General features: G+C 75.3%; 19 protein-coding genes. 4 read left to right on the top strand and 15 right to left on the bottom strand.

The window, feature by feature from the left end:
- Positions 1-95 precede the first annotated feature (95 nt).
- Both JOE68_RS04210 and JOE68_RS04205 read right to left on the bottom strand, forming a co-directional pair.
- Positions 96-440, bottom strand: a complete 345-nt coding sequence (locus JOE68_RS04210; protein WP_204841030.1) for a DUF6204 family protein — start codon at positions 438-440, stop codon at positions 96-98.
- A gap of 88 nt (positions 441-528) precedes the next feature.
- On the bottom strand, positions 529-1,338 hold the full coding sequence (locus JOE68_RS04205) for a CPBP family intramembrane glutamic endopeptidase (RefSeq protein WP_239562127.1): 810 nt from the start codon (positions 1,336-1,338) through the stop codon (positions 529-531).
- A gap of 117 nt (positions 1,339-1,455) precedes the next feature.
- Between JOE68_RS04205 and JOE68_RS04200 the strand changes: the two genes are divergently transcribed.
- Positions 1,456-2,817 (top strand): sodium/calcium exchanger protein, encoded by a 1,362-nt coding sequence (locus tag JOE68_RS04200; RefSeq protein WP_204841029.1) that lies wholly within the window; start codon positions 1,456-1,458, stop codon positions 2,815-2,817.
- Positions 2,818-2,826: 9 nt separating this feature from the next.
- Here JOE68_RS04200 and JOE68_RS04195 read toward each other — a convergent pair whose 3' ends face one another.
- Positions 2,827-3,072: a hypothetical protein gene (locus JOE68_RS04195; protein ID WP_204841028.1), complete on the bottom strand. Its 246-nt coding sequence runs from the start codon at positions 3,070-3,072 to the stop codon at positions 2,827-2,829.
- Between the two features lie 193 nt (positions 3,073-3,265).
- Here JOE68_RS04195 and JOE68_RS04190 point away from each other — a divergent pair, with 193 nt between their 5' ends.
- Entirely contained in the window at positions 3,266-3,925 is a 660-nt protein-coding gene (locus JOE68_RS04190; RefSeq protein ID WP_204841027.1) for a TNT domain-containing protein, read from the top strand.
- A 682-nt stretch (positions 3,926-4,607) separates the two neighbouring features.
- Here the strand turns inward: JOE68_RS04190 and JOE68_RS04185 are convergent.
- On the bottom strand, positions 4,608-5,651 hold the full coding sequence (locus JOE68_RS04185) for a polysaccharide deacetylase family protein (RefSeq protein WP_307819512.1): 1,044 nt from the start codon (positions 5,649-5,651) through the stop codon (positions 4,608-4,610).
- A gap of 138 nt (positions 5,652-5,789) precedes the next feature.
- Here JOE68_RS04185 and JOE68_RS04180 point away from each other — a divergent pair, with 138 nt between their 5' ends.
- Together JOE68_RS04180 and JOE68_RS04175 are read left to right on the top strand one after the other, a co-directional pair.
- Entirely contained in the window at positions 5,790-7,367 is a 1,578-nt protein-coding gene (locus JOE68_RS04180) for a putative glycoside hydrolase (protein WP_204841025.1), read from the top strand.
- Complete coding sequence (locus tag JOE68_RS04175) at positions 7,364-8,173, top strand: DUF3152 domain-containing protein (RefSeq protein WP_204841024.1); 810 nt, start codon at positions 7,364-7,366, stop codon at positions 8,171-8,173. Before JOE68_RS04180 ends, JOE68_RS04175 begins: the two co-directional genes overlap by 4 nt.
- Positions 8,174-8,248: 75 nt before the next feature.
- Here JOE68_RS04175 and JOE68_RS04170 read toward each other — a convergent pair whose 3' ends face one another.
- The 11 genes from JOE68_RS04170 to JOE68_RS04120 all read right to left on the bottom strand — a co-directional run bounded on the left by JOE68_RS04170 (position 8,249) and on the right by JOE68_RS04120 (position 20,395).
- Positions 8,249-9,013 (bottom strand): SDR family oxidoreductase, encoded by a 765-nt coding sequence (locus JOE68_RS04170; RefSeq protein ID WP_204841023.1) that lies wholly within the window; start codon positions 9,011-9,013, stop codon positions 8,249-8,251.
- A gap of 31 nt (positions 9,014-9,044) precedes the next feature.
- Positions 9,045-9,947, bottom strand: coding sequence for an RNA polymerase sigma-70 factor (locus JOE68_RS04165; RefSeq protein ID WP_204841022.1), 903 nt, complete (start codon positions 9,945-9,947; stop codon positions 9,045-9,047).
- A 352-nt stretch (positions 9,948-10,299) separates the two neighbouring features.
- Complete coding sequence (locus tag JOE68_RS31705) at positions 10,300-10,680, bottom strand: STAS domain-containing protein (protein WP_204841021.1); 381 nt, start codon at positions 10,678-10,680, stop codon at positions 10,300-10,302.
- Positions 10,681-10,838: 158 nt separating this feature from the next.
- Complete coding sequence (locus tag JOE68_RS04155; RefSeq protein ID WP_204841020.1) at positions 10,839-11,267, bottom strand: hypothetical protein; 429 nt, start codon at positions 11,265-11,267, stop codon at positions 10,839-10,841.
- A 55-nt stretch (positions 11,268-11,322) separates the two neighbouring features.
- Positions 11,323-12,429, bottom strand: coding sequence for a hypothetical protein (locus JOE68_RS04150; RefSeq protein WP_204841019.1), 1,107 nt, complete (start codon positions 12,427-12,429; stop codon positions 11,323-11,325).
- Positions 12,426-13,637: a proton-conducting transporter transmembrane domain-containing protein gene (locus JOE68_RS04145; RefSeq protein WP_204841018.1), complete on the bottom strand. Its 1,212-nt coding sequence runs from the start codon at positions 13,635-13,637 to the stop codon at positions 12,426-12,428. The genes JOE68_RS04150 and JOE68_RS04145 overlap by 4 nt, the downstream gene beginning before the upstream one ends.
- Positions 13,634-16,324 (bottom strand): YbcC family protein, encoded by a 2,691-nt coding sequence (locus JOE68_RS04140; RefSeq protein WP_204841017.1) that lies wholly within the window; start codon positions 16,322-16,324, stop codon positions 13,634-13,636. Before JOE68_RS04140 ends, JOE68_RS04145 begins: the two co-directional genes overlap by 4 nt.
- On the bottom strand, positions 16,321-17,943 hold the full coding sequence (locus JOE68_RS04135) for a SulP family inorganic anion transporter (RefSeq protein WP_204841016.1): 1,623 nt from the start codon (positions 17,941-17,943) through the stop codon (positions 16,321-16,323). Before JOE68_RS04135 ends, JOE68_RS04140 begins: the two co-directional genes overlap by 4 nt.
- Positions 17,944-18,017: 74 nt before the next feature.
- A complete protein-coding gene (locus JOE68_RS04130) occupies positions 18,018-18,311 on the bottom strand; it encodes a hypothetical protein (RefSeq protein ID WP_204841015.1) in 294 nt (97 codons plus the stop codon).
- Between the two features lie 256 nt (positions 18,312-18,567).
- Complete coding sequence (locus JOE68_RS04125; RefSeq protein WP_204841014.1) at positions 18,568-19,536, bottom strand: YihY/virulence factor BrkB family protein; 969 nt, start codon at positions 19,534-19,536, stop codon at positions 18,568-18,570.
- A gap of 118 nt (positions 19,537-19,654) precedes the next feature.
- On the bottom strand, positions 19,655-20,395 hold the full coding sequence (locus JOE68_RS04120) for an MFS transporter (protein ID WP_204841013.1): 741 nt from the start codon (positions 20,393-20,395) through the stop codon (positions 19,655-19,657).
- Positions 20,396-20,946: the final 551 nt, after the last annotated feature.

Raw genomic sequence — 20,946 nt, 5'->3', positions numbered from 1 at the left:
CCCGCAGGGTCGCGTTCCGCAGGCCCGCGCCTCGCAGGGCCGCGCACGCCTCCGGCCCCGCAGGTCCCCGCGGCCCGCGCCCGCACCCCGCCGCGTCAGCTCCTGGCCGCGCCCCTGGGCCGCCGGACCTTGATCAGGTCCATGTCGGTGGCCGAGGCGCGCAGGTCGCGGAAGTCCACCCCGTACCGCTCGACCGCCTCGGCGGCCAGGGCGAGCGCCCGATCGCACACCGCCCGGTCGGTCGCCTCGACCTCGGCGCGCAGCTGCACGCGGAAGCTGAAGAAGTCCAGGCCCCGGTCGTAGGACAGCGCGCCCTCCTCGGAGAAGCCGTTGACCAGCACGCCGTGCCGGTCGACCGCCGCCAGCAGCCGCGCGCGCCCGGCGTCGTCCAGGTCGGCGAACCGGCCGCGCACCATGACCCGGTAGGTGTGCTCCGCCATGCCGTTCTCCCCTTGATCGCGCCGACCGGTCAGTGCGCGCAATGGTCGGTGAAGGACCGCCCCCGCCGCAATCGATATGACGCGGCGCTCACCCCAGCACGCCGGTCGTGGTGAGCAGGACCGCCACGGCGGGCAGGAAGTTGTTGACCTGGTGCGCGACGATCGACGCCAGCAGGTTGCCGGTGAACACCCGGGCCAACCCGATCGGCACCGACAGCACCAGCAGCAGCGGCGTGCGCACCAGCTCCAGGTGCGCCACCGAGAACACCACGGTGGTCACGGCGAACACCACCCACCGGTTCCAGCCCCAGTGCTCCAGCGCCCGCCACAGCACACCGCGGAACAGCACCTCCTCTCCCAGCGGCGCGAGCAGCCACACGGCCAGGAACGCGACGCCCGCGGCCACCGGCCCCAACTGCCGCCCGGCGAACGCGTCACCCACCGCCGAGTTCGCGTCGCCCCCGACCCACGCCGCCCACAGCGCGGCGGCGGGGATGGTCAGCAGCAGGCCGCCGGCCCCGAACACCAGCCCCCTGCCCGCGTCCCGCAGGTCCCAGCGGAGCGCCAGCTCCCGCCGCACCCGGCCCGCTCGCGGACCACCGCCCAGCAGCGCCGTCCCGCCCGCGGCGGCCAGCGCCGCCACCGCGGTCGGCACCACCAGCAGGGCCAGCAGCGGCCACGGCGGCAGCCTGCCCTCCAGCAGGTCCGGGTCGGCCGCGGCGAACGGCACCAGCACCAGCACGGCCGCCAGCACCATCACCACCTCGGCGACGAGGAACACGCCCAGCAGCCACCAGCCGCGAGCGCGCCGCCGCGCCGGTGGAGCGGCCACCGGGGGCAGGTCGGACGATCCCGGGGGCCGCGCGGGCACCTCCGCGGGCTGGTCGGGTGAGGTCATGGCACCACCCTGCACGATCGGGGGCCCGCGTGAGGGGCGAGTCGGCGCCGGTGGTTCCACCGGGTGAGTGGGCGGCGCGCCGCATCATCGGGCCGTCGCAGGGGAACACCACGGACCATGCGCGACAAACCGGGCTCGTCGACGTCCGCCGCCGTGCCGCCCCGGTCGGGGGTGGTCGCCCGGCTGTGGTGGGCGGTGGCCGTGGTGGCGCCCGGCGCGCTGCTCGGGGCCGCCGACTACCTGGGCCTGCCGCACCCGCACCTGGAGCCGCCGGTGGCCGCCGCCGTGTTCGGGGCGGCCATCGTCGGCGCGGCCTTCCTGCTGTCGTGGGCGGCCGAGGCGGCGCAGGTGGACATCGGCGCGGGGCTCGCGATCGCCCTGCTGGCGGTGCTCGCGGTCCTGCCGGAGTACGCGGTGGACCTGGTGTTCACCTTCCAGGCCGGGCAGCAGTACGCCGAGCAGGGCAGTTGCGGGCAGCCCGGCGGGGTGAACCCGTGCTCGCTCGCGCTGGCCAACATGACCGGGGCCAACCGCATCCTGGTCGGGGTGGGCTGGCCGCTGGTGGTGCTGGTGGCCAGCGTGGCGGCGGTGCGGGCGCGCCGGCGCAGCGACTCCGCCCGGCCGGGGCGCGTGGCGCTGGCCCCGGCCATGTCGGCCGACGTGGTGTTCCTCGGCGTGGCGACGCTGTACTCGCTGACCCTGCCGCTGCGCTCCTCGCTGACCCTCGTCGACGCCGCGGTGTTCGTCGCGATCTTCGCCGCGTACGCGTGGCGGCTGTCCAAGGCCCCGGCGGAGGAGCCCGACCTGGCGGGCGTCTCGGCCTGGGTGGGCGGCAAACCGGCCCGCGCCCGCCGGAGCCTGGTGATCGGCCTGTTCGCGGTCGCCGGGCTGGTCATCCTGACCACCGCCGAGCACTTCGCGGAGAACCTGGTCGGCACCGGCGCCCGGCTCGGGGTGGACGAGTTCCTGCTCGTGCAGTGGATCGCGCCGCTGGCCAGCGAGTCGCCGGAGCTGATCGTCGCCTGCCTGTTCGCCGCGCGGCTCAAGGCGTCGGAGTCGCTGGGCACCCTGCTGTCCAGCAAGGTCAACCAGTGGACGCTGCTGGTCGGCACCATCCCGATCGTGTTCGCGCTGTCCGCCGGCACCACGCACGGCCTGCCGCTGGACGGCCACCAGCGCCTCGAACTGCTGATCACCGCCGCGCAGTCGCTGTTCGCGGTCGCGATCCTGGCCGACCTGGCGCTGACCAGCATCGGCGCGATCACCCTGGTGGTGCTGTTCGCGGTGCAGTTCACGGCGAGCCTGACGCTGCCCGCCGAGGGCAACCGGGTGGTGATCATCGTGCTGTCGGCGGTGTACGGGGCGCTGGCGCTGCTCCAGTTCGCCCGCCACCGCCGCGACTTCGCCCGGACCGCCCGCGACGGCCTGGTCACGCCGTTCGCGGAACTGGTCCGCCGCCCGCCGGGCCACCACGGGTGAGCGCCGGGGTCAGCCGCCGTCCTCGACGCGCATCGCGCGTTCCTCCGGCCCGGCGGTGTAGTCCAGGCCCGCGGCCTCGGCGATCTCGGTCGGCTCCTCGTCCCGGGACGTGCCGGCATCCTCCGGGCGAGTGAACTGAGGCCCGCTCGTGCCGTCCCCTCCGGCGTCGTTCACCGACTCGTCGACCGAGTCGCCGACCGGTGTGCCGCGGTCCAGCTCCTCCTGCTGCTCGGAACGGGGTCGTTGGTCAGCCATCGTCGCTCCTCTCGGTGGGTCAGGTGCTCGGCTACCCCGGCGGCCGACCGGAAAACCCGGGCCGGTCGCGGACCGGGGACCACTCACAGTGGATCACCATCGGCGGATCAGGTGAACCCGCTCCGACGCGCCCCGGGCGCGCGCCGGGCGGCGCTAGCGTCTCCCCGGACTTCGATCTCGGGAGGGTGTTCGGATGAAGTGGTTACGCCGGTTGACCAGGCACACCGCGACGGCGGTGGCCGCGGCGTCACTGGCCTTGGCGACTGCCCTGACCGGCGCAACGCCGGCGCAGGCCGCGCCCACCGGGCTCACCGAGTGCTCCGCCGAGCACCACCGCGGCGACCGGAGGTTGGGCCCCGAGCGGCTGCCCGTGCTCGGCCCGGTGGGCCTGCAACTGGTCGGCTACAGCCGCACCGGCCACCGCTCCGAGGAGCAGTTCCTCGCCACCTACTACGACCAGGCCGGCAACACGTGGCGGTACCCGCCGAAGGACGGCTACCTGCTGACCCCCTCGGGTGACCCGGTCAAGTGGCAGCAGGACCTGCGCACCGGACAGCGCATCGACCGCTACGGCAGCGAGTACGGCGCTTTCCTGGCCCCCGCCGGCCTGCCCTACACCACCCGCTCCATCCCGCCGCAGAACCTGGTCTCCACCCCGGCAGCGGGCTGCAACTACCACGTGTACTTGGTGACCAGGCCGTTCCGGGTGGACGCGGGCCCGATCGCACCCTGGTTCCACCAGCTCGGCGGCGGCCTCCAGTACCAATTGCGCGGCGACCTCGTACCCGGCGCGCCGGAACGCCTCAACGTGCTCTGGCTGCTCGACAACGGCTACCTCCAACGCCTCCGCTGACACCACCCACCGGCAGCCGACGGCCCCACGCCCCAAGCCCCGACAACTCCAGCCTGAAGCCCGAAGTTCGCGGCTTCCGGCTTTTGGCCTTCGGCACGCCCCGTGCAGTCCGGTGCTCTCGTGTTCTCCCCGTATGGCCTGCCCGGAGGGCTACCATGCTTTTCCTGGGGGTGCAAGCACGCTTTTCGCTTGCACCCCCAGGAAAAGCATGGTTGTCTTTGACAGGTCATGCGGGGGGAACACGACCGCTGTTTCTTTTCATTCTCCTTGGCGGCCTGCCTGTCCGGCGAGGACTCTTTAAAGTTCTTCAGCTTAGATCGGTACGGCCCCAAATCTCACCCGGATCGGTGCGCGATCTTGGTGAGAAAAGCGGCCGGGAGGCCCCCAAGGAGAAGGGAAGTGCGTCGTGTTCTCCCCGCACGGCCTGCCGGAGGCAATCATGTTTTCCGGGGGGCGTCAAGCGAAGGGCGTGCTTGACGCCCCCCGGAAAACATGATCGGGCTGCGCCCAGGCCGTACGGGGAGAACACGAGGCACACGGCTGCGCTGAAGCGCCGCCGCGCGGGGCGCGGCCTGCGAGAGTTGAAGCGCCGTCGCGCGGGGCGGGGCCTGCGAGAGCTGCAGCGCCGTCGCGCGGGGCGCGGCCTACGGGGGTCGGAGCGCCGTCGCGCGAGGCGGCCTGTTCAGTACTTGAAGACCTTGTCGGCGTACTGCTGCGCCGGCTCCGCGCCCGCCGCGGCCGGGAAGGAGATCCGGTCCGCCACGCCGTCGGAGGTGTAGCGCGTCGCCGGGTTCGCGGCCAGCTTGTCCAGCCACGCGGTGGAGCCGAACTCGGCCTCGTCCCCGGACGCGTCCTGCGAGCGGATGCGCGGCACGTTCTGCGGGTCGAAGCCCGCCGAGTACGGCGACGGCGCCGGGCCCGCGCCGACCAGCAGCGCGCACCGGTGCTCGTAGGACGTGCCGTCGAACGCGCCGCGCAGGGCGAGCGGCCCGTTGCCGGGGATCGCGCCGAACGGCAGCGAGAGGCTGACCACCGGGTAGTCCGGCACGGCGCGCTGGATCTCGCGCTGCCCCAGCACGATCGCCTCCTGCACCTGCTCGTCGCCGGCGGCCGACAGGTTGGTGTGCTGCTGGGTGTGGTTGCCGATCTCGAAGCCGTGGTCGCGCAGCCACGGCAGCACCCCCGCGCCGTCGGCCGTGCCGAACGGCGCGGCGTTGACGTACAGGCTCGCGACCGGGCGGAAGCCGGGGTTGCGCGCGGCGACGTCGAGCAGGATCGCGATCGCCGTGCCCGCCACCGGTTGGCCGTCCGGCCCCAGCGCGAACTGGGTCGGGTCGCCGTCGTCGAACGTCAGCACGACCGGGTGACGCCCGGCCGGGAGGTCGAGGCGGCCGGTGGCGTACTCGGCCGCCGTCACCGGCACGTAGCCCTCGGCCGCCAGCCGCTCCAGCTCCGCCCGGTACGCCTCCGGCGTCCGGTCGTAGACCGACGACGGCTGCGCGGTCAGGCGGTGGTACATCAGGACCGGCACCTCGCCCAGCTCGTTGGCCCCCACCGAGACCGGGTCGGGCGGCGGGGACGAGTCCTGCGCGGCGGGCTGCGCCGCGCTCGCGGGTGCGGCGGCGGGCGCCTCGGGCACGGGCTGCGCGGAGCACGCGCAGCAGACGGCCGCGAGGAGGGCGACGGCGAGCGGGCTCCGGCGGGCGGTCGTGGTTGTGCTGTTCACGTCCTGATGGTGGCGCGGATCCCGCTGCGCGACGGCCCCGGGAAACCACATACCCACCTTCGGATGACCTTCCGTTTGCCGGACCGCCCGGTGGGCTAGTCGCTGCTTGACTATGCCGCACCAAGATGGGAGCCGCCGGTGTCGGATTCACCACTCAGGGCGAAGCGCGTCCTGATACCAGTAGTCGCGATCGCGGTGCTGCTGGTGGTGGCAGGTGTCGTCACCACGGTCGTGCACAGCCGCGACGTCAGCCTGGCCGTCGCCGACCTCGCCGACGGCTCCTCCATCACCCCGTCCGGCGTCCAGCAGGTGGCGATCACGGCGGACGACCCGGCCGAGCTCCAGCGGGTCTCGGTGCAGGTGGACGGCCGGCCGGTCGAGGTCCGGCAGACCGACGGCCGGATGACGCTGGCCGGCACGGAGCTGGGGGAGGGCGAGCACACGCTGTCGGTGCGGGTGCCCAACCCGCTGCCGTGGCTGCCCGACGCCACCGTCGAGCGGGTCTTCACCATCGACGCCACGCCGCCCGCCGTGACCGTCGAGCTGGCCGAGGCGAAGTCGCCGCGCGGCCCGCTGACCGTGCGCGGCACCGCCGACGGCGCGGACGCGGTCCACCTGGGCGACCAGGAGGTGCCGGTGCGCGACGGCCGGTTCGAGGCGTCGCTGGACTCCGTGCCCGCGCAGCTGCGGGTCCGCGCCGTCGACGCCGCCGGCAACACCGCGCAGCAGGACGTCCCCGTGAAGGTCACCCACCCGGGGATGCGCGCGGTCCACATGAGCGCCACCGCGTGGGCCACGCCGGAGCTGCGCGACCCGGTGCTGGCGATGGCGCGCGAACGCCGCATCGACACGGTGCAGCTCGACATCAAGGACGAGAGCGGCGAGATCGGCTACGACTCCCAGGTGCCGCTGGCCAGGGAGATCGGCGCGACCCGCGCCTACTACGACGCCCGCGCCGCGCTGGACGAGCTGCACGGCATGGGGCTGCGCGTGGTCGGCCGGCTGGTGGCCTTCCGCGACCCGGTGCTGGGCAGGGCGTCGTGGGAGTCCGGCGCCCGCGACCGCGTCACCCAGAACACCTCCGGCGCGCCCTGGTCGGCGCACTACGGCGAGTACGCGTTCACCAACTTCGCCAACACCGAGGTGCGCGACTACAACATCGCCATCGCCAAGGAGGCCGCGCAGCTGGGCTTCGACGACATCCTCTACGACTACGTGCGCCGGCCGGACGGCCCGCTCGGCCAGATGTCCTTCCCCGGCCTGGCGACCTCGCCCGAGCAGTCCATCGTGGACTTCCTGCGGGACAGCCGCGCCGCCGTCCGCCCGCTGGGTGCGTACCTGGGCGCGTCGGTGTTCGGCATTGCGGCGCACAGCCCCGGCGACGTGGCGCAGGACATCCCCGGTATGTCGCCGCACGTGGACTACGTCTCGCCGATGGTCTACCCCTCGCACTGGGGCCCGGACGAGTACGGCGTGGCCAACCCCAACGCCCAGCCGTACGACATCGTGCGCGCGTCGGTCGCGAACTTCCTGGACCTGACCCGCGGCACCGGCACGGTCGTCATCCCGTGGCTCCAGGCGTTCTCGCTGGGCCACCACTACGGTCCCGGCGAGATCCAGGCCCAGGTCACGGCCACCCGGGACGCGGGGGCCCCGTCGTTCCTGCTGTGGAACGCGGCGTGCGACTACGGCTCGGCCGGTTTGGAGCCCGCATGAGGGCGGTGCCCTTCGTCGCCTACCTGACCGGCCTGTGCCTGGCGGTGACCACCGTGCTGGCGCTGGAGTTCGGGGCGGCGGCCCCGACGGCCACCGTCCGGTGGCCGGCGCCCGAGGTGGTGGCGGTGCCGGAGGCCGCCCGGTCCACCGACCGGTCGCCCGCGCCCCCGCCCGCGCCGCCGCTGGTCTCCGCCCGCACGGCCGACCTGCCGCCGGGCCCGCCGTTCCCGCTGCGCGGCGCGGGCACGTGGCGGGTCGTGCCGGGCACGACCGGCACGGGCGGCACCCCGTACTCGGTCGAGGTCGAGGACGGCGTGTCGCTCCCGCGCGGCGACGACAACTTCGCCGCCGTGGTCGACTACGCGCTGGCCCACCCGCGCGGCTGGGCGCGGGCGGGCCACCGGTTCCACCGCGTCGACGCCGCCGCCGAGCCGGCCCTGCGCATCCGGTTGGCCTCGCAGGACACGGCACGGCGGCTGTGCGGGTTCGACCTGCCCTTCGACACGTCCTGCCGGATCGGCGCGGAGGTCTACCTCAGCTCGGCCCGCTGGTTCCGCGGCTCGCACGCGTACGGCGGCGAGTTGCGGGCCTACCGGCTCTACATGGTCAACCACGAGGTCGGCCACTTCCTCGGGCACGGCCACGAGCCGTGCCCGGTGGACGGCGCCCCGGCCCCCCTGATGATGCAGCAGACGCTGAGCACCGACAACGACGAGCTGGCCGCCATCACCTCCGGGGTCGACCAGGGCGCGGTGATCCCGCCCGACGGCAAGTCGTGCACCCCCAACCCGTGGCCCTCGTCCTGACGCGGGCCCGCCGGGGCCCCTCCGGGGAGCGGGCCCGGGCCGGGCGCGCCCCTCGTGCGCCCGGCCCGGGCGCCCTCACGCCCGGTACCCGCCGAGCGGGTCCGGGTGGGCGGCCAGGTGGTCCTCGAACGTGATCCGGCCCGCGTGGTCGGCCGCGAGGTGCCCGCCCGCGCGGTAGGCGCGGAACACCCGGCCGGGCAGCCGGACCGGCGCCAACCGCTTGCGCAGGCCGGTGACCCGGAGGAACGACCGGGCTAGCTCCCGCGCGTCCAGGGTCTCGGGGCCGCCGAAGTCGGGCGCGCGGCCGGCGGGGGAGCCGACCGCCAGCTCGGCCAGGCGGCCCGCCACGTCGACGACGTCGACCGGCTGGCAGCGCAGCGCGGGCACCGGCAGCACCGGCAGGCGGGACCCCTTGGCCAGCAGCACGCGCACCAGGTCGTGGAACTGGGTCGCGCGCAGGATCGTGTGCGGCAGGCCGGAGCCCGCGATCAGCCGCTCGGCCGCCAGCTTGCCCCGGTAGTAGCCCAGGGGGACGCGGTCGACGCCGACGATCGAGACGTACACCAGGTGCGGCCGGGCCGCGCCCAGCGCCGCCCGCACCAGGGTCCCGGCGAGCGCGACCTCCGCCCGCCGGCCGAACGCGGTGGCGCAGTGGACCACCACGTCGACGCCGGCCAGCGCCCGCGCCACCCCGCGCCCGGTCGCCAGGTCCGCCGACGCGTGGCGGTCGTCGACGGGCGCGCCGCGGCTCAGCACGCGCACCTCCTGCCCCGCGTCCACCAGCCGCCGGACCACCGGCCGGCCGAGCACGCCGGTCCCACCGGTCACCAGAATCCGCACGAGAAGCTCCTCCCGGGTCGTGTGTCACCCGTCAGGAACCGACGAGGCCGCCCGGATGTGACAGCCCGCGGCGCAGGAATTCCAGCTTCGCCGGGTTGGCGACGATCCGCAGCGCCGTGATCCGCCCGTCCGCGAGGTCGGGCGCCAGCACGCCGACGACCGCGCCGCCGGCCGTCCCCAGCACCGCGGGCAGGCCGTTGACCTCGACGACCGCGGCGTCCAGCCCGGCGCCGAAGCGGGTGATCCCGCCGACGAGGTAGCGGATCACCCGGTCCCGGCCCACCACCGGGCGGCGCGCGACCGACACCCGGCCGCCGCCGTCGGCCCACGACGTGACGTCGGCCGCCAGCAGCTCCGCGAGGCCGGCCACGTCGCCGCCGCGCGCCGCCGCGAGGAAGCGCTCGACGAGCCGGGCCCCGGCCGCGCGGTCGCCGGGGAAGCGGGGGGCGGCCCGCGCCACGTGCTGCCGCGCCCGGTGGTGCAGCTGGCGGCAGTTCGCCTCGGACAGGCCGGTCAGCTCGGCGATCTCGCGGTGGCCGTAGCCGAACGCCCGGTGCAGCACGAACACCGCCCGCTCGGCCGGGGTGAGCCGTTCCAGCAGCACCAGGAAGGCGAACGACACCGACTCGCGCTGCTCGGCCGTCTCCAGCGGGCCCAGCGCGCCGTCGGCGGTGGGCACCGGCTCGGGCAGCCACGGCCCGACGTAGCGCTCCCGCCGGGCCCGCGCGGAGGTCAGCCGGTTGAGGCACAGGTTGGTGACCACGCGGGTGAGCCAGGCGGACGGGGTGCGCACCCCGTCCGCGCCGTGCCACCGGAGGTAGGCGTCCTGCACGACGTCCTCCGCGTCGTGCGCCGAGCCGAGCAGCCGGTAGGCGAGGCCGAACAGGCGGGTGCGCTGCGCCTCGAACTCGTCGAGGGGGCGATCGGTGGGCACCCCCGCATTGTGCGGCCCGGTCCGGTCGCCGCGCGGGGCGGCCCGGTCGCGCGCGGGTGGTCGCTGCCGCTGCCCGCGCACGGAGGGGCCCCGGCGGGAAACCCTGACCCGGCACGGGCGCTGGGTGTTTCAACGACACCGCGCCGGGTCAGGGCGAGCCGCCGCAGCGGCCCTACCGTGCAGATCACGCGCGCACGCGCACACGGCGGACGCCGGGTACCCGGTCAGGTCGGGGATCACACCGCCGTCGTCACCCCGGCGGCGGCCCGTCGCCGCCGGCTCGGCCGCCGCCCAGGCCGCCGCCCCCGGCCGGAGCCCGGCGCCCCGGTCCAGCCGGCGCCGCGAGGGGCCGTCACGGCGAGGAGGTGCTCGGCAGCGCGGCGAACGCGGCGGCCCGCGTGGCGTACACGTCGAGGGTCTCGGCCACGCCGGTGACGTGGAGCGGTCGGAGCACCGCGCGGTGGTCGGCCACGACGGCGAACGGGACGCCGAGGCGCTCGGCCCGCCGGCTGGCCGCCACCAGCGCCGAGATGCCGGGCGAGCCGAAGAACGTCACCCCGGTCAGGTCCACCACGAGGGCGCTGGGGCGGTGGTCGAGCCGGTCGAGCACCTCTTCGCGGGGGCTGCACGCCGGGGCCATGTCGACGTCGCCGGTCACCGTCACGACGACCGCGCCCCGCACCTCGGTCGTCTCCACCCTGGCCTGGCCACCCCTGTCGAGCCGGTCGTCCACGAGAACGCCTCCCGCCTGCGGGCCGCCGGACGAGGCCGGCTGCTCGAACGGCCGCGCGGCCCCCGGGACATCCGGCCGCGGTGCTGCGCCCTCACCATACGCCCGGATGGCGCAGTGGACAATCAGTGAAGAAGGCTGACGAATAGTAGTCGATCAGGTCATTCGATCACGTGATCGGCGGGTGTCCGCTGCTCCGGCGCCTCCACCGGGTGTTGCAGGTTGACCAGGACGGGGTGGCTGTTGGCGTCGAACTCGATCACGCCGGACTGGCCGGTCGCCAGCGCCCGGTCGACCTCGGCGAGGATCTCCAGCAGCACCAGCTGGGCGCGCTCCAGCGTGTCGGCGTGGGCGATCACATACTCGTGCGCCCGGCCGCGCTGCCCGTCCGCGTCGCCGTGCAGCTGGACGACGATCCCGTAGGGCTGGGGCGGGTCGGGGGTGAGCAGCAGTGCCGCGCCCACTCGCATGAGCAGGTCCGCCCGCACCAGACCCCGGTCATAGGTGGGCAGCCACACCTGGGGGTTCCCCGCCGGCACGCTGGTCACGATCACCACTGTAGGAGCCCCGGCGACCAGCGGAACGATCATGACTCGTAAACCCCCGGATCGGGTGAACCCCGGTGTGAACGGCCGCCGGGGCGCCTCACCGCGCCAGCAACCCCGGCGCCACACCGCCGATCACCAGCAGCGCCAGGGCCAGGGCCACGGCGCGGTGCTCCAACGGCGTCAGGTCGCGCTCCCCGGTCTCGCCGGGGTGGCCCGCGAACAGGCCCAGGAAACCGCGCAGCACCGTCATCCCGTTGACCGCCACGGCCACCACGACCGCCGACACCACGAACGCCGCCGGGTGCTCCAGCAGGCGGTGCACGTCGGCGAACCCGGGCAGCAGCGGGAAGCCCGCCAGCGCCAGGCCGAAGCCGAGGTAGGCCGTGGCGAGCCGGGGCGTCCGCGCCAGGTCGCCCGCCGGCGCGGTCGGCGACAGCGGGCCCCGGCGGGCGACCAGCGCCGCCACGGTCATCGCCAGCCCGGTGGCCGCCACCGCCGCCGCCGGCTGCGCGCCGCCCACCAGCGCCAGCCCGTTCACGCCGGCCAGCAGGAACGCCAGCGCCCGCGCCCCGTCCGCCTGCACCACCGCGAACACGGCGCCGACCAGGGCCGCCAGGGCGCCCACCACCGCCGCGGCCGGAGTGTCGGGCACCACCAGGCCCACCGGCAGCAGGAACGCCGCCACCACGGCCATCGGCGTGCGCGCCACGAACCGGGGGAACCAGCTGTGCAGCGGCACCACCGCCGCGCGCACCGCGACGCCGAGCAGCACCAGCACCTCCCCCGCGGGGGAGGGCAGCACCGCCCCGACGACCACCAGCAGCACGCTCGGCACGTGGTACACCGCGAACAGCCGCCGGTCCCGCGCGCCCGTCCACGCCACGACCGCCGTCAACGCCCACAGCACCGCGTCGACGGCTTCGGAGCGCACGGCCGTGAACGCGCACGCCAGCCCCACCAGCACCAGCGCCCTGGCCAGCACGCGCGGCGGGTGCGCCGCCACCGGGCTCAGCGCCGCCACCAGCACCCCGGCCAGGCAGAACGCCGTGAGCAGCAGGCCGTCGGGGAACGCCGCCAACGACACCGGCAACGCCACCGCGGCCCCGAGCACCGCCTTGCGCCGCGCCGCGCGGGCGTCGGCCTCCGCCCCGGCCACCACCGCCGTGGCCAGCCACACCACGACGACCGCGAGCGAGGCGATCACCGGGTCGCCGCCAACCGCCGCACCCAGCGCTCGTCGGCGGCGGCGAACCGCCGGACCAGCCGCGCGAAGCCGCCGGCGACCCGGTCCACCACCACCGCGTCCAGGTAGCCGCGCTCCAGGGCGAACCGGTACAGCCACAGCCGCGCCGGCCGGGGCACCACCCGCTCCCAGAACGCCCCGGTGCGCGGCACCGGCCCGCCCAGCGCCTGCTCCAGGTGGTGGTGGTCGTGCAGCAGGCTGGGGGAGCGCAGGACCTGGGCGCTGCGCAGGGCGGCGTGCCCGAGCAGGTGCGCCAGCGCCAGCGCGTGCCACCCGAGGCCGATCTCCACGAACACCAGGCCGACCTGGGTGGCCGAGGCGTAGGCCAGGGACGTCTTGACGTCGGTCTGCGCGCGCCCGACCAGCGTGGCGTGCAGCGCGGTCAGCCCGCCGACGACCGCGATCAGCACGGGCACCGCCGGGGCCTGCGACCACACCGGTCCGGTGCGCAGCAGCAGGTACGGGCCGAGGCTGACCGAGATCGCGCCGTAGCAGATCGCGCTGGACGGCGTCGGCCCCTCCATCGCCCGCGGCAGCCACCCGCCGAGCGGGAACTGCGCGGCCTTGCCCATCGAACCCCACAGCAGCAGCAACCCGATCGCGAGCGGCGGGCCGCCGTGGTGCGCGACCACGACCGCGCCGACGAGCCCGACGTCGCACACCCGGTAGGTGACGAACGCCCGCAGCCCGTGCGCGACCGGCCCCCGCCTGCGGTGGAAGAAGGCGATCAGCAGCGCGGACGCCAGCCCGGTCAGCTCCCAGCCGACCACCAGCAGGTCCAGCGCGCCCGCCAGCACCACGAGCTGCACGCCCGCGACGAACAGCGCCAGCAGCAGGTAGAACCGCAGGTAACCGGGGTCGCGGTGCAGGTAGCGCCGGGAGAACGCGCCGATCAGCGCGCCCAGCAGCCCCGCCACCGCCCCGACCGGCGCCGACCACCCGTCGGCCACCAGGACCAGCGGGAACCCGGCGAACCAGGGCCCGAGGTCGGCCCGCGCCGGACCGGACCACGCCGCCGCGACCACCAGCCCGGCCGACGCGGCGGCCGACAGCACCACCACCGCCGCCACCGCCCGCTCCGCCGGCGGCCGGCCCAGCCAGGACAGCGCGCCCAGCACCGGGACCGCGGCGAACGGGACCGCCGCCGCCGCGGCCAGCACCCCGCTCACGGGACCGGCACCGGCACGTCGGCGCCGGCCAGCACGTGCGCGCAGTCGAGGTGGTCGCGCCGCCCGGCGTAGACGTCGGCCGACCGCGCCACCACCGGGAACGCGGTGCGCTCCGGCCGGTGCGGCTGGAAGGCGCCGTCCCGGAACACGTGCAGGGCGTCGGCCTCCCAGGCCACGAGCTGGATCCAGCCGCCGGAGACCAGCCGGTCCAGCGCCGGGTTCGCCGCCACGAGGGCGGCGAGCCGCCGCGGCGCGGCCTCGACCACCAGCAGCAGGCGCACCGGCTCGTGGATCTCCACCATCTGCCACGGCAGCCCGGTGCGCAGGTCGGAGGAGTGGCCGTCCATCACGCCGATCAGGCCGGTGATGTTGTGCGGCAGCTTGGTCCCGCAGCCGTAGCCCACCGGGTCGACGAAGCTGAAGTAGTACTCCAGGTTGATGCCCGCGCACACCGGGCCGACCGCCGCCAGCAGCGCGGCCAGCAGCTCGTCGCCGGTGTCGGCGGCCGGTTCGTAGGAGACCAGGAACGCCCGGCGGTCCAGGAAGAGCCCGCGGGTGCGGGACCGGCGGCCGACCACGCACACCGCGTTGGTGGCGTGCCCGTACTCGGGCCGGGGCTGGCCCAGGTCGACGGCGTGGGTCCCGGCGTGCGCGAGCGCGTCGGCGTGGGCGAGGTCGGGCGGGGCCGACTCGAACCGGCGGCACCGCTCGTGCGCGGCCCGGGCGCACGCCTCGGCCAGGGCCTCCTCGGCCCGCCGCAGCGGTTCCCGGTGCCCGTCCGGCACCAGGTCCCGGTCGTAGTAGACCACCGTGTCGTCGCACGTGTCGTGGTAGCCGCCGACGAACCAGGTGGTGCTCGGGATCGCGATCCCGCGCTCGGCCAGTCCACTTCGGACGGCCGGGTCGTTGGCCATCGCCGCGAACGCCCGCGCGTTCGGCCCGCCGCGCCCGCCGCCGGTCGCGCCGCAGTCGTGCGCGGACTCGTGCGGGTTGTTCAGGCTGGACGACCCGTGCCCGACCACCAGCACCAGCGGCGCGAGCGCGCGGCTCAGCCCGGTGGTGCGCAGCACCCCGGCGACGACGTCGACCTGCTCGGCGGTGGTGAACCCCAGGTCCAGCCGGGTCGGCGCGGCCGTGCTGTGCCGCTGCGACAGGCGGTGCGCGACGAGCGGGAACAGGCACCGGCCCACCAGCGACGCCAGGCCGAAGACCCCGAGCGCGATGCTGGCGACCCCGCCGCGCGCCAGCGTGCGACTGCCCACCGCGACCGAGCGCGCCCACCGGGCGCGCAGGCGGCGGGGTTCCCGCCCGGGGCGCACCGGCCGCTCGACCACGGCGTGCCGGGGTGTGACGACCACCGGGCACAGCGGGCGCGGGCGGACGTCCTCGACGCCCCGGTAGTTCATCGCGACGCCGAAGAACCCCGCGAAGCCGAACGTCTCGGCCGACGGGCAGCACTCCTCCAGGTGCCTGCGCACCGACTCCTCGCGCTCGTCCAGGCAGAACACCGCCTGGAACGCCGGCGCGCCGACCGGCGCCGACCTGCCCTGGTGGGCGGCGAGCCCGTCCAGCACGCCGATCCGGTGCCGGCGCTCGTAGGCCAGGTGCAGCAGCCGGCGGCGCTCCACCGCGTCGCAGCCGTCCACGACCGCCAGCCACGCCGCCGCCCGCTCCCGGTCGGCCAGCGGCACGTCCATCAGCCGCGCCAGCACGAACGCCTCGTAGACCAGTTCCAGCCGCGCCGCCGGCGGCGCGACGGGCGCCGGGTCCGCGGTCGCCGCGACGTGCCGGGCGGCGAACAGGTCCAGCGTGAGCTGCACCGCCAGGTAGTCGACCAGTCGCGCGGGCCGCGGCTCGACCGGCGCGCGGTCGGGGCGCACCTCGAACTGGCGCACCATGCCCGCCCAGCCGCGCAACGACAACAGCGTCGCCGTGACCACCTCGGCGTGGTCCTCCTCGGGCACGCCGAGCTCGGCCAGCGCCCACCGGGCGGTGCGCTCGGCCGCCCACCCCCGCTGCGCGCGCAGGCACGCCGGGAGCCCGCGCAGGAACGGGTCCGGCGGGCCGCCCGCCCGGCCGTAGAGGGCGCGGAACGCCGCCAGCAGGCCGTGCTCGCGCTCCGGCATCGGCCAGTACGCGACGCCCTGGTCCAGGAACGCCGCCGTGAAGCGGATCAGCAGCGGGTGCGCCAGGTGGTCGGCGTCGACCCCGGTCGCGGCGAGGAGGCGGTCGCGCGGGCGCCGGGGCGGTGGCGCGGCGGCCGGTGGCGCGGCGCTCGCCCGCAGCAGGTCCCACCGCGGGTCGGCGGTGTCCACGGCGTCGGTCTCGGCGAGCAGCCACCCCAGCGCCGGCCCGCGCGGCACCTCGACGTGGTGGCGCAGCCGGGTGGCGTGGAAGCGGCGCGGCGTCGGGCCGCCGGGCACGACCGGCACGCCGTCGTCGGCGACCTCGGCCGCCACCACCGCGTCCAGGTCGTCTGAGGTGATCCGGCCCGCGCGCAGGAAGCCGTGGAACGCGGCCTCGCTCTGGTAGGGCTCGGCGCCGAACACCTCGGCCGCCCGCGCCACCGCGTCGGTGAAGGGCAGGTGCTCGAACGCGTGCAACGTGTTGTGGTGCACGAAAGCCTGCAGCGGTCCCTGCTCGGGCAGCAGCCGCGCGGCGCGCTCCACCAGCTCGGTGAGGTTCACCGCGACCGCCTGCGGCGGGTGGCGTGCGGGTCGGCCGAGACGGGCTCCAGCTCGTCGAGGCCCTCGACGGTCAGCGTCGCCGTCGGCAGCTCCCGGCCCAGCTCCGCCAGGCGGGCCAGGAACGTGTGGTCGACCAGGGTCGCGCCCCGCACGTCCACGACCACCCGCGTGATCCCCGGCCCGGCCCGGTCCAGGAGCCTGCGCACCGGCAGCAGCGCCGGGAAGATCGCCGCGCCGCGCACCCGGACGCGCAGCTCCCCGTCGGCGGTGGAGACCAGGGGCCGGGGCAGGAACGCGGGCAGCGGCACGCCGCGCGCCAGGTGCAGCACCACCTTGAGCACCAGCCCGGAGGCGACGCCGACCAGCAGGTCGGTCGCCAGCGTGACCAGCAGGGTGGTCAGGAACAGCGCGAGCTGGTCCCGGCCGATCCGGGCGATGTGCCCGATCCCGCGGGGCGAGGCGAGCCGGAACCCGGTGTAGACCAGCATCGCGGCCAGCGCGGCGAGCGGGATCGTCTGCACCACGCCGGGGATGAGCGCCACGAACAGCAGCAGGACCGCGCCGTGGCAGACGTTGGACCACCGGCTGGTCGCGCCCGCGTCGAGGTTGGCCTTGCTGCGCACGATCTCGGAGATCATCGGCAGGCCGCCGACGAGGGACGAGGTGAGGTTGCCCGCGCCGATCGCCAGCAGGTCGCGGTTGACGTCCGAGACGCGCTTGGCGGGGTCCACCGAGTCGACGGCGAGCACGGTCAGCGTGGACTCGATCGTGCCGATCAGCGCGAACATCACGACGTACTGGATCGACGTGGCGCTGAACACCCGGGAGAAGTCGGGGAAGGCGATCGCGTCGAGCAGCGAGCCGGGCAAGCGCACCAGGTGCTCCGGGCCGAGGTGGTGGCTCGCGCCGAGGAAGGTGTAGTCGTGCGGCCGGTCCAGGTGCAGCCACAGGCTGATCGGGATGGCCACCGCGAGCACCGCCAGCGGCGCGGGCACCACCCTGCTCCAGCGGGCGCGCACCAGCGGCAGCCCGAACAGCAGCACCAGCGACACCGCGCCCACCAGCAGGATGTACGGGTTGGCGTGCGCCGCGCTGCGCGGCAGCTCGGCGAGCAGGCCGAACGGCGTCCCGGCGGTCGGCTGCACCCCCAGCACGACGTGCGCCTGCTTGGCGATGATGATCACGCCGATGGCGGCCAGCATCCCGTGCACCACCGAGGGCGACATCGCCACGCCGACGCCCGCCGCGCGGAGCAGCCCGAACGCGATCTGCACCAGGGCGGCGACCACGCCGACCGCCAGGGCTCGCCGGTAGCCCGCGAGCAGGTCGCCCTGGCCGAGGTCGTGCACGGCTCCGACGGCGATCACGATCAGCCCGGCGGCGGGGCCCTTGACGGTCATCGGGGCGCCGCCGAGCAGCCCGCCGAGGATGCCGCCGACAATGGCCGTGAGCACCCCCGCGATGGGTGGGAAACCGCTGGCCACCGCGATGCCCAGGCACAGCGGCAACGCGATCAGGGCGACCAGGAAACCGGACTTCAGGTCGGATTTCGGAGGTCGGCGGGTCGTCGCGGCGGGCGGTCGACCGGTCGGCCGGGCACGATTGGGTTGGCCGGGCATCGAATTGTCCTTTTTATGGGCGCGACAGGGCCACCGCGGTCGGTTTTCGGCGACGGCGGTGCGGCTGGGGTGATTCAGCGAACGCCCGGCGGCCCGCGGGCGACCCGGGTGTCGACGCGGGCGGCGGTCGGCGCCACCGGGGCGGCGACCGCCGTGCGGACGGTGGTCCACAGGTGCGCGACGGCGGGTTCGCAGGGCTTGGCCTCTTCCGCGAACCCCAGGTCAGGGTGGGTGAACACGGTGGCGGGAGCCGTCGAGGCCAGGTGTGCCCGGTCGGCTTCGCAGCGGGTGCTCGACTCGGTGGCGTGCGCACCCGTGACGAGGGCGAGCCCGACCAGCGCGGCGACGAGCAGGTGGACGACGCGCACGGGACCTCCCCCGGAGAAGCCGCGATTTTCGGCGTGGTCGACGAATAAGGCGGACCACAAACCGGTGAGCCGCTCGATCATCGGGGACGCGCGGAACGGCCGTCAAGGGCCTTGGGTCGGCAATTCGGGGCAGAGCAATCGCGGTTACTGCGAGAGGGCTAAGGAGTGGTGCAGTCAATTGTGAGCAACAATGAACGCATTCCGCCGGAGGATTACCGGGCGGCGACCGGTCCGGCGCGGCGGCGCGGGGAACCCCTCACAGGCCGCCGGCCGGGCGCTGCCGCCCGTCGTCCGGCTCGTCCATTGCCTGCGTGTCGCGCGGCGGGGCGACCGGGTCCGCGCCGTCGGACTCGCCCGCCGCCATGCGCCGGCCGCGCTCCAGCTCGGCGTCCAGCTCGGCGCCGAGCAGCAGGGCGAGGTTGGAGATCCACAGCCACACCAGGAAGACGATCACGCCGGCCAGCGAGCCGTAGGTCTTGTTGTAGGAACCGGCGTTGGCGACGTACAGCGCGAAACCCGTGGACGCCACCACCCAGGCCAGCACGGCCAGCACGCCGCCCGGCGTGATCCACAGCCAGCTGGGCTGCCGCACGTTCGGCGAGGCCCAGAACAGCAGGCCGATCGCCAGGCTGGCCAGCAGGAACAGCACCGGCCACTTGGCGATGTCCCACACCGAGACGAACGTCTCGCCCAGGCCGAGCAGGTCGCCCAGCCACCGGGCCACGCCGCCGGTCAGCGTGACGCCCAGCGCGGTCAGCGCCAGCAGCACCACGACGCCGACGGTCAGCGCGAGCCGCAGCGGGATCACCTTCCAGAACGGGCGGCCCTCCTCGACGTCGTAGATGGAGTTCGCGGCGCGCATGAACGCGCCCACGTACCCGGAGGCCGACCACAGCGCGGTGACCAGGCCGACGATCGCCAGCGGCCCGGCGACGCCGCTGGACTTCTGGAGGTTGTCGATCCCGCCGACGATCAGGTCCTTGGCCTCGCCGGGCCCGAGCACGTCCAGGCTGTCCTTGATCGACTGCGTGGCGTCCGGTCCGAGCAGCCCCAGCAGCGAGGTGAGCAGCAGCAGCCCGGGGAACAGCGACAGCACCGCGTAGTAGGTCAGCGCGGCGGCCCAGTCGGTGAGGTTGTCGTCGTTGAACTCCTTGACCGTCCGCTTCAGGACGGCCCACCAGGACCGCTTCGGCAGTTGCGTCGGTGCGTCGGGTGCGTGCGCCATGGGTGCCGGGTTCCCCGGAAACCGGCCCGGAACACCGGCGATCCGTTCCGGTGCGCCGTCCAGCGACCCCGTGCGGTGCGGCGTCGCGAGCGGGGGTGACGCATTCCACAGTGGAGGGTCACGGCCGGGAGGGACCCGGATCGCCCCGGTGGAGCAGGGCGTGGAGCAGGCTGAACGCGATCAGCACCGCCGCGCCGGCCGTGAAGGCGACGCGCATCCCGTCGGTGACGGCCGCCGCGGCGACCTGACTATCCACAATGGACATAACGGGTGGCCCCGCCGCGTCGGGCGCGGACGCGGCGGGGCCGCCCAGCGCGGCGCGCGCGGACGGCGGCGGGGAGGCGGGCGCCGCGGCCAGGACCGCTCCCGGCACGAGGAGGCCGAGCACGGGGCCGAGGTGGCGCGGGAACCCGGTGCGGGCCGGGCCGGTGCGCGCCGGGGTCGGGCCCGGTTCCGGACCGGGGGGCGGGGCGCCGGCGATGGCGGCCAGCGGGGGCGCGCACATCCCGGCGCCGACGCCCGCCAGCGCCAGGCACAGGCAGTAGAGGGCATAAGGGGTGTGCGCCCGCGCGGTGGACATCAGCAGCAGCGCGCAGGCCAGCAGCAGCGCACCCGCCGTGATCAGCGGCCGTTCGCCCAGCACGCGCGCCATGGCCGCGTTCCGGCCGGCCACCGCGTGCAGGCCCAGGGCGAACGGCAGGACGCCCAGGCCGGCCGCCGCCGGGTGCCACCCCTTGACCTGCAGGAGGTACTGCGCGGTGGTGTGGAGCAGGGCGAACAGGGCGAGCAGCGCCGGCCCGGCCGGCGCGCTCCACCGGACCGCCGGGAGTTCGGGCGCCGGTCGCCGGGTGTCGGTCACGGTGGGACCCCTCCGTCGGGCGTGCTGCGGAAGAAGCCGCGCCGAAGCGGCGGCGGTCTGGCCGGGTGGGCCGCCACGAGGCGGCGGTGGGAAAATCGGAAATGTTTTCGGGCCATTTCCACTCCCCGGGGCAGCGTACTGGGCGGATCGCTCCCCGCCGGCCGGAAAACCGGGTTCAACCACTTCGGCCACCGCGCCGCGCGGACGTGTGAAGGGGTTGTCACCTGCGGTGACCGAGTGGACAACGGGTGACCGGTCCGCGAATCGGGTGACCGGGAAGGCGTGTGGTACCGCTCCGGGAACAATTGCCCCGGGGGCCCCTTTCGACTGCACCCGACAGCGGACCCGGCCGCCGCATCGGGTTTTCGGCGTTGTTCGGAGCGCGAGGGGCGCGGGCCGGTCCGCACCGGTCGCCGCGGGCTCGCGGACCACCACTCCGGTCCCCCGGTCGTGGGCCGCTCCGGCGCCCGCCGGTGGCGTGCCCGATCCGCGGTGTTGGACACCGAACCCGGTGGACGGGGCTGTATCGTGACCAGTCGTCGCGGGGGCCA

Source organism: Saccharothrix algeriensis (genome assembly GCF_016907655.1).
GTDB classification, from domain to species: Bacteria; Actinomycetota; Actinomycetes; order Mycobacteriales; family Pseudonocardiaceae; genus Actinosynnema; species Actinosynnema algeriense.
This window is presented reverse-complemented; position numbering and strand designations above follow the sequence as displayed.

Coding starts and splice junctions, on each gene's coding strand:
- JOE68_RS04210 (WP_204841030.1), bottom strand. CDS start 440: ATGGCGGAGCACACCTACCGGGTCATGGTGCGCGGCCGGTTCGCCGAC.
- JOE68_RS04205 (WP_239562127.1), bottom strand. CDS start 1,338: ATGACCTCACCCGACCAGCCCGCGGAGGTGCCCGCGCGGCCCCCGGGA.
- JOE68_RS04200 (WP_204841029.1), top strand. CDS start 1,456: ATGCGCGACAAACCGGGCTCGTCGACGTCCGCCGCCGTGCCGCCCCGG.
- JOE68_RS04195 (WP_204841028.1), bottom strand. CDS start 3,072: ATGGCTGACCAACGACCCCGTTCCGAGCAGCAGGAGGAGCTGGACCGC.
- JOE68_RS04190 (WP_204841027.1), top strand. CDS start 3,266: ATGAAGTGGTTACGCCGGTTGACCAGGCACACCGCGACGGCGGTGGCC.
- JOE68_RS04175 (WP_204841024.1), top strand. CDS start 7,364: ATGAGGGCGGTGCCCTTCGTCGCCTACCTGACCGGCCTGTGCCTGGCG.
- JOE68_RS04155 (WP_204841020.1), bottom strand. CDS start 11,267: ATGATCGTTCCGCTGGTCGCCGGGGCTCCTACAGTGGTGATCGTGACC.
- JOE68_RS04135 (WP_204841016.1), bottom strand. CDS start 17,943: ATGCCCGGCCAACCCAATCGTGCCCGGCCGACCGGTCGACCGCCCGCC.
- JOE68_RS04125 (WP_204841014.1), bottom strand. CDS start 19,536: ATGGCGCACGCACCCGACGCACCGACGCAACTGCCGAAGCGGTCCTGG.